At 70.4% G+C, this 14078-nt stretch carries 12 protein-coding genes; 3 read left to right on the top strand and 9 right to left on the bottom strand.

Annotated elements, in window-relative coordinates; genetic code table 11:
* Positions 1–38 precede the first annotated feature (38 nt).
* The 5 genes from BM417_RS24875 to BM417_RS24855 are packed head-to-tail and all read right to left on the bottom strand — an operon-like array spanning position 39 to position 5473.
* A complete protein-coding gene (locus BM417_RS24875; RefSeq protein ID WP_093598922.1) occupies positions 39–1025 on the bottom strand; it encodes a hypothetical protein in 987 nt (328 codons plus the stop codon).
* A gap of 53 nt (positions 1026–1078) precedes the next feature.
* Entirely contained in the window at positions 1079–1513 is a 435-nt protein-coding gene (locus tag BM417_RS24870; RefSeq protein ID WP_093598919.1) for a universal stress protein, read from the bottom strand.
* Between the two features lie 2 nt (positions 1514–1515).
* Positions 1516–2748 carry an SLC13 family permease gene (locus BM417_RS24865; protein ID WP_218164561.1) on the bottom strand — a complete coding sequence of 411 codons (1233 nt, stop codon included), beginning with the start codon at positions 2746–2748 and terminating at the stop codon, positions 1516–1518.
* A gap of 39 nt (positions 2749–2787) precedes the next feature.
* Positions 2788–3246 carry a (2Fe-2S)-binding protein gene (locus tag BM417_RS24860; RefSeq protein WP_093598914.1) on the bottom strand — a complete coding sequence of 153 codons (459 nt, stop codon included), beginning with the start codon at positions 3244–3246 and terminating at the stop codon, positions 2788–2790.
* Between the two features lie 13 nt (positions 3247–3259).
* Positions 3260–5473: a xanthine dehydrogenase family protein molybdopterin-binding subunit gene (locus tag BM417_RS24855; protein WP_093598911.1), complete on the bottom strand. Its 2214-nt coding sequence runs from the start codon at positions 5471–5473 to the stop codon at positions 3260–3262.
* Between the two features lie 111 nt (positions 5474–5584).
* Here BM417_RS24855 and BM417_RS24850 point away from each other — a divergent pair, with 111 nt between their 5' ends.
* Positions 5585–6412 carry a DUF4082 domain-containing protein gene (locus BM417_RS24850; RefSeq protein ID WP_143138792.1) on the top strand — a complete coding sequence of 276 codons (828 nt, stop codon included), beginning with the start codon at positions 5585–5587 and terminating at the stop codon, positions 6410–6412.
* 42 nt (positions 6413–6454) lie between these two features.
* Here the strand turns inward: BM417_RS24850 and BM417_RS24845 are convergent, their stop codons facing one another.
* On the bottom strand, positions 6455–7978 hold the full coding sequence (locus BM417_RS24845; RefSeq protein WP_093598904.1) for an ABC-F family ATP-binding cassette domain-containing protein: 1524 nt from the start codon (positions 7976–7978) through the stop codon (positions 6455–6457).
* Between the two features lie 230 nt (positions 7979–8208).
* On the opposite strand from BM417_RS24845, the gene BM417_RS24840 reads away from it, so the two are divergent.
* Both BM417_RS24840 and BM417_RS24835 read left to right on the top strand, forming a co-directional pair.
* Entirely contained in the window at positions 8209–8778 is a 570-nt protein-coding gene (locus BM417_RS24840) for a class I SAM-dependent methyltransferase (protein WP_093598902.1), read from the top strand.
* Between the two features lie 80 nt (positions 8779–8858).
* Complete coding sequence (locus BM417_RS24835) at positions 8859–9926, top strand: sensor histidine kinase (protein WP_245822142.1); 1068 nt, start codon at positions 8859–8861, stop codon at positions 9924–9926.
* Positions 9927–9928: 2 nt separating this feature from the next.
* On the opposite strand, the gene BM417_RS24830 is transcribed toward BM417_RS24835, so the two are convergent.
* The 3 genes from BM417_RS24830 to BM417_RS24820 are packed head-to-tail and all read right to left on the bottom strand — an operon-like array spanning position 9929 to position 14071.
* Positions 9929–11464: a helix-turn-helix domain-containing protein gene (locus tag BM417_RS24830; protein WP_093598899.1), complete on the bottom strand. Its 1536-nt coding sequence runs from the start codon at positions 11462–11464 to the stop codon at positions 9929–9931.
* Positions 11461–12522 (bottom strand): DUF917 domain-containing protein, encoded by a 1062-nt coding sequence (locus BM417_RS24825; protein ID WP_093598896.1) that lies wholly within the window; start codon positions 12520–12522, stop codon positions 11461–11463. The genes BM417_RS24830 and BM417_RS24825 overlap by 4 nt, the downstream gene beginning before the upstream one ends.
* Before the next feature lie 10 nt (positions 12523–12532).
* Entirely contained in the window at positions 12533–14071 is a 1539-nt protein-coding gene (locus BM417_RS24820; protein ID WP_093598893.1) for a hydantoinase/oxoprolinase N-terminal domain-containing protein, read from the bottom strand.
* Positions 14072–14078 lie beyond the last annotated feature (7 nt).

The raw sequence follows: 14078 nt of genomic DNA, 5'->3' as shown, positions 1-14078 counted from the left end.
CCACGAGTCTGACCGCCTTCTCCCGGCACGCCAAGCGGTTATGTCCGGGCGTAGACCTCGGCCACCGCGCCGAACGCGGCCTTGGGCTCCCAGGTGCCGTCCTCGTGGACCTTCACGATGCCGGGACCTGCCATGTCGAGGTCGCGGCTCGGGTCGTCCGGCCGGTGCACGTAGTTGTTGAGCGCGAACATGTAGACGAACGCGCCGTCGACCCCCTCGGCCTCGAAGGTCTCCAGCACCTCACGCAGGTAGGTGGCCTGTTCGGCCTCGTCGCGGACGTAACCGTCCTTCACCCGCACGGGCAGCCCGGCCTCGTCGTGCTCGACGATCTCCATGCTGCGCGGCGCCACGGCCCCCGAACCGCGCCAGGCCGCCGTGCCGAAGCCCGTGATGGCGACCGGTTTCCCCTGCGCCACCACGTTCCTGATGCTCGCGGCGTACACGTCGGCGACCTCGGCGGAGCGGATCAGCTCGAACGACTTGATGTCGAACAGGTCCCAGTCGGGGTTCTCGAACGGGATGCAGGCGTAGGTGAGCCTGCCCCGGAAGTGTTCCCGCACCACCTCCACGGCTCGAGCGAGGAACTCGTTCAGCCTCGCACCGGCCTCCTGCATCCGTTGCGGCTGCCCCAGCAACTGGGTCAGGCGCTGCATGATGTCGTCACCGGGCATGAAGCCGGAGTTCATGATGCTGAGTTCGACGCCCGTCACGAACACGACCTCGGCGCCGGCGAGCCGGATCCGCTCGGCCCGCCGGGCGCAGTCGGTGAACAGGTCCAGGATCTCGGCGGGCGTCAGTTCCAGCGGATAGGGCGAGAACCAGATCTCCAGCCCCAGTTCGGCAGCGATCTCCGCGGCCCGCTCGAGCCGTTCCGGATCACCACCGACCAGATGGACGGCGTTGCAGTGCAGGTCGTCCCTGATGACGGTCAGGTCCCGCCTGACCACGTCCAGGTCGAACTTCTCCAGCGAGATCTCTCCGTGGCGCACGAAACCGGTGTCGTACGCGATGCCTTTGGCGCGCATGCCACCGAGACTAGAAGACAAAAGTGCGTGCGCGCAAGTTTGCGGATGCGCAGTTACGACGGCCAGACGAGCAGCACCGGACAGGGCGCGTGGTCGACGACGAACCGGGTCGCCGGGCCGAGGCTGCGCGGTCCGGCGTGGCTCACGTCGCCGTCGCGGCAGAGGATCAGCAGGGACGCTTCCTGAGCAGCCGCAACGACTTCGTGCTCGACCCGGCCGACACGCGCCTCCTTCGCGCACGGAAGCCCCAGACGTTCCGCGGCCGCGTCGAGGATCTGCGCGGCATGGCCTGCGGCGAGGTCGTCCAGGCGGGTGCCGGGGTCGCGCGAGGGGTGACCGCGACCGAACAGACCGGCGAACGCTCCGTGCGCCGCACCCGGCACGTCGTGGTCGCTGACGTGCAGCAACAGGAAGTCGCCCGAGTACGCGCGGGCCGCGTCGACGCAGTCCTGCCAGGTGTCGCCGGCGATCCACACGACCACCGTCATGGTCATCCTCCGATCACGTGCAGGGACGCCCACAGTGCCACGACGGCGCCGAGGAGGGTGGCAGGTACGGCGAGCAGGCCGAGCTTCGTGAACTCCGGCAGGTTCACCTCGGTGTCGTGGTCGTGCACGATCCGCCGCCACAGCAGCGTGGCGAGCGACCCGGCGTAGGTGAGGTTCGGTCCGAGGTTCACGCCCAGCAGCACCGCGAGCACCACGCCCGGCCCCATCGGCGCCACCAGCGGCAGCAGCACGAGCACCGCCGGCAGATTGTTGATCACGTTGGCGAGCACGGCGGCGACCGCGGCCACCCCGAGCAACGCCCACAGGCTGGTGCCGCTGGGGATCGCGAGGCGCAGAACGTCGTCCAGCCCGTTGTCGACCACTGCGCGCACCACGACGCCCAGGCCGAGCACGAACGCCAGGAACGGCAGCGACGCCGCCCGCACCACCTTGACCACGGTCGTGTGCTTCTTCGCGAGCGCCCTCGCCGCCATGACGAGTGCGCCGGCGCAGGCCGCCCAGGCCGGGTCGATCCCGGTGGCCGACGCGACCACGAACCCCACCAGCGTGAAGCCGACGGTGGCCAGCGCGAACACGGGCAGTTCCTGCGGCGGCTGCACCACCGGCGCGTGCGCGGGCGCGTCGAGGTCGGTGCGGAAGAACCGCCGGAACACCAGGTACTCGGCGGCGATCGCCACGATCCACGGCAACGCCATCAGCGCCGCGAACCGGGTGAAGCTCAGCCCGCTCGACGCGAACGCCAGCAGGTTCGTCAGGTTCGACACCGGCAGCAGCAGCGACGCGCTGTTGGACAGGTGCGTGCACGCGTAGACGTGCGGCTTCGGCCGGACGCCCAGCTGTGCGGCCGTCGCGAACACCACCGGCGTGAGGAGCACGACCGTCGCGTCCAGACTGAGCACGGCCGTCATCACCGAGGCCGTGACGAACACACCGCCCAGCAACGTCTTCGGCCTGCCGCCGGACGCCCGCGCCATCCAGGTGCCGCAGGCGTGGAAGAGCCCTTCGTCGTCGCAGAGTTGGGCGAGCACGAGGATCGCGGCCAGGAACCCGATCACGGGTCCCAGCCGCACCGCCTCGTCCACCACGTGGTCGAACGGCAACGCCCCGGCGAGCACGACGAGCACCGCCGCCGGCACCGCCACCGCCGCCTCCGGCCAGCCCCACGGCCGGACGACCGCGCAGACCAGCACAGCGACCAGCAGCGACACCGACAGCGCCAGCACGGGATCCTCCTGCGCCGGCGGGCCCCGGCTCTAACTCATCTTGGCCGCCGCCGACTTTATGGCCTGCCGGATGCGGAAGTAGGTGCCACACCGGCAGACGTTCGCGATCCGGTCGATGTCCTCGTCCGAAATCTCCCTCTTCGTCCGGAGCAACGCCGCCGCGGCCATGATCTGGCCTGGCTGGCAGTAGCCGCACTGCGCGACGTCCTGCTCCAGCCACGCTTCCTGGACGGGGTGCAGGTCGTCACCGGACGCCAGTCCCTCGATCGTGGTCACCGACTGCCCGGCGCACTCGGCCACCGGCGTCACGCACGGCTGGATCTCCGCGCCGTTGAGGTGGGACGTGCAGGCGCGGCAGACGCCGATGCCGCAGCCGAACTTCGGGCCGCGCACGCCGAGCTTGTCGCGCAGCACCCAGAGCAGTGCCATGTCGGCGGGAGCCTCGACGGAGACCGGCTTCCCGTTGACGATCATGGTGTAGGTAGGCACAGGAAACGCTCCTTCAGCGCGGGAACGGCTCGAAGTCGACCGGGAAGATGATCGGGAAGCTGCGCGGCACCACACCGGTCGCCCGCGCGTAGGCGTTGGCGATCGCGCCGACCGCGGCCGGCACGCCCAGTTCGCCCGCGCCACCCGGTTCCCCGGTCGCCGGCATCACGAAGATCCGCACGTCCTTCGGCGCGTCCTTCTGCCGGGCGTAGTGGAACTGCGAGTACGAGCCCTCCAGCGGCAGGCCCTTGTCGATGTGCAGACCGGCGCGCAACGTGGTGGAGATGGCGTCGGTCAGGCCGCCGAGGATCTGCGCCTCCAGGCCGCGCGGGTTGATCGGGCGGCCGACGTCGACCGCGATCACCGCCTTGACCACACGCGGGTTCTGCGGGTCGCGGGCGTCGATCTCGACCAGGCAGGCGGTGCACGACTTGTACTCGTCGTGGAAACCGACGCCCTGTGCGAAACCCTTGGGCATCGTGCGGCCCCATTCGCCTTCCGCGACGACCTTGTCGAGCACAGCACGCTGGCGCGCGGTCTTGAGGTACTCGCGGCGGAACGCTACGGGGTCCTTGCCCATCTTCTTCGCGAGCTGGTCGACCAGGATCTCTTCCGCACCACGGGTGTTCGCCGAGTAGACCGACCGCCACGAGCCGGTGTGCATGCGCAGCGGCACCTCGTTGAGCAGCGAGGTCACCACGCCGAAGTTGTACGGCACCTTGCAGGTCGTGAGGAACACCGTCTGCGCGAACGACAGGTTGCCCGCGACCGGCAGCGACGCGGCGGTGGCGGTGAGGACCTCGCCGAGGCCGTGCCGGAAGTCGGTCTCGACCGAGGCCACGCGGTGCTCGAACGTCAGCACGTTGCCCAGCGCGAACGTCGCCCGCAGCTTGTGGTGGCTCGCAGCGCGAGCGCGACCGTGCCGCATGTCGTCCTTGCGGTCCCACATGAGCTTCACCGGGCGCCGCAGGGCTTTCGAGATCTGCGCGGCCTCGATCGCGGCGTCGAAGAACAGCCTGCGCCCGAACGAACCGCCGCCCTGCATCACGTGCACCGTCACGGCGGACTCGGGCAGTCCGATGGCCGCAGCGATGGTCTGCCGCGCCACGATCGGCGACTTCAATCCCGCCCAGATCTCGGCGCGGTCGTCACGAACGTCCGCGATCGCCGAGTTCGTCTCCATCGGCGCGTGACTGACGAACGCGAAGTCGAACTCCATGTCCACGTGCTGGGTCAGCAGCGGTGGCACGATGAACGGCAGCGCGGCCGCCTGCAGCTTCGCCCGGATCTCCTTGTCCGACAACGCGTCGATCGTTCCGGCGTTCCAGGTGACCTTCAGCGCGTCCCTGGCGGCCATGGCCTGACCGAACGTCTCGGCGACCACCGCGACGCCGGTCGGCACGACGCCGATCGCGAGCACTCCGGGCATCGCCTTCGCCGCCGTGGAGTCGACCGACTTCACCGAGCCGTTGATCGTCGGAGGCCGCCGCACGACCGTCGGCATGGCACCCGGCACGTCCTGGTCGAGCGTGTACCTGAACTGCCCGGTGACCATCGCGCGGGCGTCGATGCGCGACTGCGGCGTGCCGATGAGCCGGTGTTCCGAAGCCGGTTTCGGTTGTGCGGCGAAGACTCCGGTCAGCTGTGCGGCCGCCGAGGTGAGCAGCCCGTACAGGATGGGACGCCCGTCCGGCAGGATCACCGCTCCATCCTTTGTGGACAGCCGGTCGGCCGCGACGCCGTACTGCTTCGACGCCGCCGCGAGGAGCCTGGCCCGTGCGGCCGCCGCCGCCTGACGGACCGGGCCGTACACCGACCGCATCGTGTTCGAACCGCCCGTGAGCTGGTTCATCAGCAGTTCGGGCCGTGCGTCGGCGAGCGTGACGCGGACCTGGTCCAACGGCAGGTCGAGCTCTTCCGCGACGAGCATCGCGCACGCCGTGGTGATGCCCTGGCCGACCTCGGCACGGGGCAGTTCGAGTGTGACGACGCCGTCCTCGCCGACGCTGAGCACGGCGAGCGCGCCCGCGGTCGGAGTGCCGGCCAGAATCAGAATGTCGCCGAGATCCAGGATCTCGGCCGGTTGCGGCAGCGTCGGGATGACGGCCTCGGCCGTGCCGGGGACCGCGACGGTGAGCACCGGCGCCGCGACCAGGAACGTGAGGAACTGCCGCCGTCGCACGGGGACCCGGGCTTCGGGGACCGGGACTTCGTTGTCACAGGTCATGTACTCGTCAACGACATCTGCCGGACCTGGGTACGCCTGTCAGCCGAACGGGTGCGGGACTGGCTGGCGGATCACCGTAACTGCGTCTTCACCGGGGACGATCTGCCGTACATGAGACGATTAGCAGTACTGCTGCTGGCACTTGTCCTGGTCTCTCCCACTCCGGCCCTCGCGGCTGACAGCCCGATGGCGATGATCTTCTCGCCCACCGCCGAGGCCTCCGTCCCGCTGAACGAGCCGCTGCTCGTGATCGGCGGCGCCGTCAACGGCGAGGCGGGCGGCATCACCGAGGTCGACTTCTCCACGGACAACGGCACCAACTGGACCCCCGTCGACGCGCGCAACGAACGCTGGTCGGTCCTGCTCTTCCCGTCCGTCCCCGGCCCGGTGACGATCCTGGCCCGCGCCCACACCGCGTCCACGACCGGTCCGGTCACCGCGTCGCGCACCATTCACGTCGGCGGCACGACGGTCCCCGCGCTCGCCCACGAGACCTCGCTGTTCCTGCACGACACGTACAGCCCGACGGTCAACGACCCCGACGAGCAGGCGGTCGAACTCGGCCTGCGCACTGCGGTCGACCGTCCGGGCTCGATCACGGCCGTGATCATCAAACGCGGCAACTACACCGGACCCGTGACCGCGCGGGTCTGGTCCAACGGCACGCTGCTCGCCGAGCAGGAGGCCCCCGGCGCCGCCTACGGCCAGCGGATCACCTTCAGCACACCGGTTCCCGTCGTGCCGGGCACCGAGTACGTCGTCTCGTACTTCACACCTTCAGGTGGTTACAGGGCAACGGAGCACTACTTCGTCGGCAACCTCGTCCAGACGCCGTTCAAGATCCCGGTGAACGCCGGCGTGTACCGCTACGGCGGCGGCTTCCCGACGGACAGCTGGTACGCCAGCAACTACGGGATCGAGCCGGTCTTCCGGCCCTGATCGCCCGACGCCGGCGGCTGTCCCCGGCCGGCCGCCGGCCCATCAGGACGTTCGACTGCTACGAGCCACTGCGAGCTCCTCCCCCTGCCACCTCTGGCGCAGCAACCGGTCGTGCGACGCCACGACGACCGCGCCGGGGTAGCTCTCCAGGGCGGCTTCCAGCTCTTCCACCAGCGTGAGCGACAGGTGGTTCGTCGGCTCGTCCAGCAACAACACGTCGGATTCCCGGCACAGCAACCGGGCGACGGCGAGCCGCCGCCGCTGGCCGACCGACAACGCGCCCACCGGCGTGGCGAAGTCCACTCGGCGCAACAGACCCAGCTCTTCGAGCTCCTCCCCGCTTCCGCCGAACGCTTTCAGGACAGTCTGCTTCGGTTCGCGCACCACGGTTTCCTGCGGCAGATACCCGATGACACCGTTGCGGACGACCGTGCCGTGATCCGGTTCGCGGACACCCGCCAGCACGTCGAGCAACGTCGACTTGCCGGCGCCGTTCGGTCCGGTCACCAGCAACCGTTGCCCGGCCTCGACCTTCAGTTCCCCGAACTCGAGAACCACACCCTCGCGCACCGCCGCGTCGAGCGGGGCGTTGAGGCGCAACGGTTCCGGTGGCTTCGGCACCGGTTCGGCGCGCAGTCGCTCCAGCCGTTCGGACGCGCTGCGCACCCGTGTCCTGATCGACGCCTGCACGCGGCGGCCGTCACCGTTGTACTTGCACTTGTTGTGGTCCCGGATCGGTCGCGCCGGCGCGACGCGATGCGCCGTCGTGCCGCGCCACTCGGTCCAGTGCCCGATCTCGCCGACCCACTCCGCGTAGGTCTGCTCCCACCGCTGCCGCGCCGCCCTCTTCTCGGCGACGTAGCCCGCGTAACCGTTGCCGTAGCGGGTGATCGTCCGGTTCTCGACCTCGACGACCGCCGTGGTCACCCGCTCCAGCAGGAGCCGGTCGTGCGTCACCACGACCAGCGTGCCGGGATGCCTTCGCAGCCTGTTCTCCAGCCAGGACAACGCCTCGTCGTCCAGGTGGTTGGTGGGTTCGTCGAGCAGCAGCAGTTCCGGCTCGGCCGACAGCACACCCGCGAGCGCGAGCCTGGCCCGTTCCCCGCCGGACAACGTGCCGAGCCTTCGTTCGCGGCCGACGCTCACACCGAGTGCGAACATCGCGGCCTCGACCCGCGCGTCGGCCGAGTAGCCGTCCCGCAACTCGAACTCCGTGAGCAGATCACCGAGTTCGTCGAGCTCTTCCTGAGAGGCCGCGACAGAGATCTGCTGCTCCAGCAGGCGAATCTCGACGAGAGCGGCGTCGATCGCGTCGCCGACGGTCGCGTCACCGGGCAGGTCGAGCACCTGCCCGAGATACCCGACGCCCTGTGCCACCACGGTGATCTCACCGTCGTCCGGCACGTCCTGCCCGGCGATCAGCCGCAGCAGCGTCGACTTGCCCGAGCCGTTCTCGCCGACCACACCGAGCTTCTCGCCCGGCCGGACCGTCAGGGAGATGTCGTCGAGCACGCGCTTGTACGCGTAGTTCCTGGTGATTTTCTTGATCGTCAACTGAGCTGACATGAGGGACCCCCACCGCCGAAGGGAAATCGGGCACGGATGCGCTGGAAGCGGGGTCAGTAGATCACCTAACTGATGTTGCCATACACCGTACGAGGCCGCAACCGCCTACCCCTTCCAGGTAGACTGGCAACGCGTCCACCTGGGGGTTTGAGTGCAGCGGAACGTGCGGACGATCGACGACGTGATGGCGTTGCTGGACGGTTTGTTCGCGCCGGAAGCCGACCGCTGACCTGGAGCGCGGCCTGATCACGCCGGGCAGGGCGCTCGACGTCGGCTGCGGACCCGGCCGCAACGCTCTCTTCCTGGCACGCAACGGGTTCCAGGTCGACGCCGTGGACATCTCGGCCACCGCCATCAGGTGGGCCACCGAACGTTCCGAAGGCCTGGACGTCCGGTTCCGGCACGGCGACGCGTTCGCGACCGAGGGCTCGTACGACCTGGTCTACGACTCGGGCTGCTTCCACCACCTGCCACCGCACCGCCGCATCGGCTATCTCGCGCTGCTCGACCGCGTGCTCGCGCCCGGCGGCCACTTCGCGCTCACCTGCTTCACCGCGGAGGAGGGCACCGCCACGCCGGACGCGGACCTGTACCGGCAGTCCGGGCTGTCCGGCGGCGTCGGCTACTCCCCAGACGACCTGCGTTGGATCTTCCAGGACCTCACCGAGGTCGACCTGCGCCGGATGACGGAGGAGCCGCCGGACTCCCCCGCGTTCGGCAAGTCGTTCCTGTGGACGGCGCTGTTCCGCAAGGAAGTGCAGCGAACGGACGCGGGCGTCCGGCAGGCGGAAAAGCCGTAGGTCGCCACCTGCGAAAGTAGGGTCAACGCCCTGCTCCAGTAGGTGATCCAGGGCACAAAAGCGGCAGTATCGTCACCCGCGTGACACGGGCCGGAGAGCTGGCGCTGGCGCTGCTCGTGGCAGCGCTCGGGATCGTGCGCGAGTTCGCCCTGCCCGCGCCGTCGCATCTCGTGGCCGCCTCGACGACGTTCTACGTCACGATCCACCTGCTCGCGGCGGCGGCGTTGTGGTGGCAGCGCACCCACCCCGTCGCCTCCGGCTCGGCAATCGCTTTCCTCGCGCTGTTCACCCCGACCTTCGCCTCGGTCGTGTCCGCCTACTCCATCACCGCCCGCACGACGAGGCACCGCTGGCTCGTGGTCGTCCACGCCCTCACGTGGTCCGTCGGCTCCGCGGTGTGGACGATGCCGGACGGTCTCATCGGCCCCGGCCTGATCGCGATCGCCGGCCTGACCGGCCTTCACCTCGGCGAACGGCGCCGGTTCGTGGAGGCGCTCGCCGACCGGGAACGCGAACTGACGGCCGAGCACGCCCGCGCGGACGAACGCACCAGGCTCGCGGCCGAGATGCACGACGTCGTCACGCACCGGCTGAACCTGATGGTGCTGCACGCCGGTGCGTTGCGCATGGTCGCCAAGGACGATGACGTGCGCAAGGCCGCGGAGGAACTACGCGTCGCGGGTTGCCACTCGTTGGCCGAACTGCGCGACCTCGTCGGTGTGCTGCGGTCCGGCCGTGCCGCGCGCATCCCGGACGTGCTGCCCGACCGGCTCTCCCGCCTCGTCGCCGACTCCGCCGCCACCGGCCTGGAGATCACGCTGACCGAACACGGTGACGCGGACACCATCTCGCCCGCCGTGCGCCGCACCATGTACCGGGTGGTCCAGGAGTCGCTGACCAACGTCCACAAGCACGCTCCCGGCGCCCACACCGAGATCACCATCCACTGTGGACCGAGCAGCGTCCGCGCGGTCATCCGCAACACCAGGCCGTCCGCCATCCCCGCCCTCGCGCTGCCCGGCTCCGGCAGCGGTCTGCTCGGCCTGCGTGGCCGCGTCGAGATGGTCGGCGGCACCCTCACGGCTGGCCCGACCGACGACGGCGGCTTCGAGGTCGACGCCGTCCTGCCCGCGTTCGTGCCGACCTGACCTCACTCGTCGGAGGCGCGGACCGCCCTGCACGCCAGGTGGACGGCGAGCCGCTCGTCCGGGTTCAGCAGGCTGACGCCGAGCAACTGTTCGGCCCGGTTGATCCGCTGCGCCACCGTGTTGCGGTGCACCTTCAACCGCACGGCCGCCGACGACGTCACCGACTCCTCGTCCAGGTAGATGGCGAGGGTGCGCAGCAGCTGCCCGTCCTCCACGCCCGCCAGCGGTTCCAGCAGGCGCGCGGCCTGTTCGACCAGCGCCGGCGTCTCGGCCGCCATCGACAGCAGCCGCCGCACGCCCAGTTCGTCGATGTGCACGACCTTCACCACGCCGGTCATCGCCGCGGCCTCGCGCGCTTCGGCCAGCGACCTGCCCACGCCGGAGACGCCGGGGTGCGGGCGCCCGATGCCGGCCACGAGCGGACAGCCGCCCAGCACCTGCGCGATCTTCGTGGTCAGCTCGCGGTGCTGCGACTGCGGCGGCTCGGAGTCGTTGGTGAGCCAGAACGACCAGCCCTCCGCGCCCTCGACCAGCTGGCCGTGCAGGCCGCGGCGGGACAGCTCGACGCGCAGCCGTTCGGTGTTGGCGGTGTCGAGCGCGTCCGGCGCGGGCGGGTTCGGCGCCATGTGGACGCCGGTGTGCCAGCCGTCGAGCCGCCACCCGGCGAGCACGGCCTGCTGCACGAGCTGCGGCGGCACGTCGTCACCCGAGGCGAGCAGTTCGGACAGCAGTGAGCCGCGGGAACGGGCGCGGCGCTCGGTTTCGAGGCGTTCCGCGGCGACCCAGTTGCCGAGCGCCCACGAGGCGACCTGACTGATCTGCTGGACGGTCTCCGCCCAGCGCTTGTTGCTGCCGCGGGCGTGCGAGACGAGCCACAGGTGCACGTGCCCGGTCCGGTCGGTCTCCACCGGCACGGCCACGGCGAAGCCCTCGGTCATCTCGACGGTGGTGGCGACGGAACCGGCCAGCAGGTCCGGCGGCAGGCCGGGCGGGGAGACGCCCTCGATCGCGGTGCCGTCCGCGCTGATCACCGCGCACGTCACGTGCAGCTCGCCGGACAGGATCGTGATCACCGAACGCGGATCGGGCCTGCTGCGCCCCAGCCGCGCGGTGACGGCGTTGAGCAGCCGGGCCGCCGCGACCTCGGGACGCCGCACGGCCGTGCGCAACGCGTCCGCGACCAGCAGCGGGTCGTCCGCGTCGATCTGGAGCAGCGGCACGCCGAGCCGGTTCGCGAACGAGATCGTCGCGGTGGACGGAGCCTGGTAGGAGCCGGTCGACGGCCGCACCAGGACGACAGCCCGCACGTCCGCGCTGTAGGCCCGGCGCAGCGCCACCTCGACGAGGTACGGCTGGTGCCCGGTCAGGATCACCAGGTCGCCCGCCGAGCACGCCTCGACGGCCGTCATGTCCGCTGCCAGCCGCACGTCCGCGACCTCGGTGCCGACGCCGCGCTGGCCCGCCAGCAGGGTCGCGTCGCCGAGCACGCCGATCTCCAGCAGATCGCGCACGGTCAGGGAGTCTGCGTCGTCGATCACTCGGCGTTCCGGAAAGGCACGTAGTCGAGGTCGTAGCCGAACGCCCGCGGATCGACCCTGCCGAGCATCTCTCTTCGCACCCATTGCGGCGGTGATGGGAGCGCTACCACGTCCACGACCGCGCCGAACCTGAGCCGTTCGGTGGACAGCGGGTGGCCCGTCTCGGCGTCCAGGCAGCACAGCAGATCAGGCGTCGTCACGAGCGGCTCGCCGTCCGCGAGCGCGACGAGGTACTCACCCTGCATCTCCAGGCGCACATACGCATCGTCGGTGTCCAGCCGCCGCAGCGCCACCGTTCCGCGTGGAAAGTCCCCGACCGACTCGCGCCAGACTTCGACGACTTTTCCCCGCGTGACAAGGAAACCGCCGGACGCCGCGGCCCGCTCCCGCACCGGAACCGTGTGCTGCGACCAGATCCCGCCCAGTTCGAGGGCACGTGCGAGTGAGCCCGTTATGCCCGCTTTGACCGCGTCCGCGAGCTTCAACGGCTTCGCGACCATCATCGCCCAGCCGCCGAAGTCGACCATCACGGTGCGCGCGAGCTTCTCGATGCCGGTCGAGTCGAGCACCGCGCGGTTGCCGCTGGGTTCGGTGATGGCCAACGGGGTCGTGGGCAGGCCTGCCGCGTCGTAGGTCGTCTGGTCGACCCGCGGGAACGCCCGCCCCATCCCGTCCACGTCGACGTACGGCAGCCCCAGCCGCGCGGCCAGGATCAGCGGCAACAGGCCGTTGCACCCGCCGATCTCCCACCCGATGACAGCCGTCACGGGCGTGGAGTCCTGCGCCTGCAACGCCTTCAGGGCCTCTTCGGCCTCCAGGCCGGACGGCAGCTTCTCGATCATCACGGTAGGGGCGCCGATCAGTCCGACCCGCGCGCCGTAGCCGTCCGGATCGGCCTCCTCCGGCGACAGCACCGTGACCGGGCCGCTCTGCCGCATCTCGTGCCGCAGCATCGCGGCGAACGCGTGGGTCTCGTGCTCGCCGCCCCCACCCCCGCTGCCGAGCACGACCACGCCCAGGGCGAGCTGGTCCACCTCGTCGGGCTGGAGCAGGTGCATGCGCGTGACCCTAGTGGCCGAGCAGCAGATCACCCACCGCACGCGCCCGCACCCGGCTCGCGTTTCCCGGCAGGTACGCCAGCGGGATCTCCTCGACCTCGACGATCCGCACGCTGTCCGCCCTCGCACCAGCCGCGACCGCCTTGTCCACGGCCTCCTGCCGAGCCGCGTCGAGCACCTCGTCGCGCCGTCTCGGTTCCATCGTGAACACCCGGTCGACCTCGCCGCCGACCTGCGCGATCGCGGCGCCGATGGCGTTGGCGAACGCGTGGTGATCGGGCCTGATGACCTCGCTGACGCCCTCGATCCCGTCCGGTACGAGGATGCTACCGCCGCCGACCAGCACGACGGGCAACGGCGCCGGGCTCGTGCGCATGCGGTCGACCTGCGTGGCGATCCGGCCGCGGACGTGGTCGAGCACCGACCGCACGAGCGTGCGGTCGAGGTGGCGCACCAGCGTCGCGTCGCCGATGTCGGCGAGGCCCGCCGCGACCGCGACGTCCGTCGCCGTCAGCGTGTCGCCGCCGAACACCAGGGCCTGCTCGGACAGGCGGAACCCGACGCTGTCCGGCCCCACCTGGACCTGTCCTCGGTGCTGCCGCACGACACTGCCGCCACCGAGGCCGACGGACAGGACGTCGGGCATCCGGAAGTTGGTGCGCACGCCGCTGATGAGCACCTCGGACGAGGCCTCGCGCGGGAAACCGTTGTGCAGCATGCCGATGTCGGTCGTCGTGCCGCCGACGTCGATCACCGCGCAGTCGTCCGTTCCGGACAGGAACGCCCCGCCGCGCATGGAGTTCGTCGGCCCGGAGGAGAACGTGGCGACCGGGTGGCTGCGCGCGTACTCCAGGTCCATCAGCGTGCCGTCGTTCTGGCTGAGGAAGAGCGGGGCGTCGATGCCTTGTGCCGTCAGGGATTCCGTGAGCCCGTCGGCGATCTGCTCGGCGAGCACGCGCAGCGCGGCGTTGATGATCGTCGCGTTCTCCCGCTCCAGCAGGCCGAGCCGCCCGATCTCGTGCGAGAAGCTCACCAGCAGGCCCGGCACCTCGGCCGTGAGGATCTCCGCGGCCCGGCGTTCGAAGTCGTTGCTGACCAACGAGAACACCGACGAGATGGCGACCGACCGCACGTCGTTGGCGGCGATGTCGGCGGCCACCGCGCGCAGCTCGTCCTCGTCGAGCGGCGAGATGACCCTGCCGTCGTACTCGTGGCCGCCGTGACAGAGGTACGCGTGCCCGCCGATGGCCTGCCGCAATGGCTCCGGCCAGTCGACGAACGGCGGAAGTGCCGTGGTGGCGGGAAGTCCGAGCCGCACCGCCGCCGTGCGCGCGAGCCCGCGGCCCTCCACGACGGCGTTGACGAAGTGCGTCGTGCCGATCATGACCGCGGTGATCGCCGTCCGGTCGAACGCGAGTCCGCTGACCGCCTCGATGATGCCCGTCGTCACGTCGGCCGTGGTCGTCGCCTTGCACTCGGCCAGGACGCGCCGGCCCTCGACGAGAACCGCATCGGTGTTCGTGCCGCCGACGTCGATACCGATGTGCATGTGCACC

Origin of the sequence: Lentzea waywayandensis (assembly GCF_900115955.1) — a bacterium.
GTDB classification, from domain to species: Bacteria; Actinomycetota; Actinomycetes; order Mycobacteriales; family Pseudonocardiaceae; genus Lentzea; species Lentzea waywayandensis.
The sequence above is the reverse complement of the archived record's forward strand: the minus strand, read 5'-3'. Positions and strand labels throughout refer to the sequence as shown.

Bases quoted from the DNA above. Each gene is read 5' to 3' on its own strand.
- BM417_RS24875 (WP_093598922.1), bottom strand. From the start codon at position 1,025: ATGCGCGCCAAAGGCATCGCGTACGACACCGGTTTCGTGCGCCACGGA.
- BM417_RS24870 (WP_093598919.1), bottom strand. From the start codon at position 1,513: ATGACGGTGGTCGTGTGGATCGCCGGCGACACCTGGCAGGACTGCGTC.
- BM417_RS24855 (WP_093598911.1), bottom strand. From the start codon at position 5,473: ATGACCTGTGACAACGAAGTCCCGGTCCCCGAAGCCCGGGTCCCCGTG.
- BM417_RS24850 (WP_143138792.1), top strand. From the start codon at position 5,585: ATGAGACGATTAGCAGTACTGCTGCTGGCACTTGTCCTGGTCTCTCCC.
- BM417_RS24845 (WP_093598904.1), bottom strand. From the start codon at position 7,978: ATGTCAGCTCAGTTGACGATCAAGAAAATCACCAGGAACTACGCGTAC.
- BM417_RS24825 (WP_093598896.1), bottom strand. From the start codon at position 12,522: ATGCACCTGCTCCAGCCCGACGAGGTGGACCAGCTCGCCCTGGGCGTG.
- BM417_RS24820 (WP_093598893.1), bottom strand. From the start codon at position 14,071: ATGCACATCGGTATCGACGTCGGCGGCACGAACACCGATGCGGTTCTC.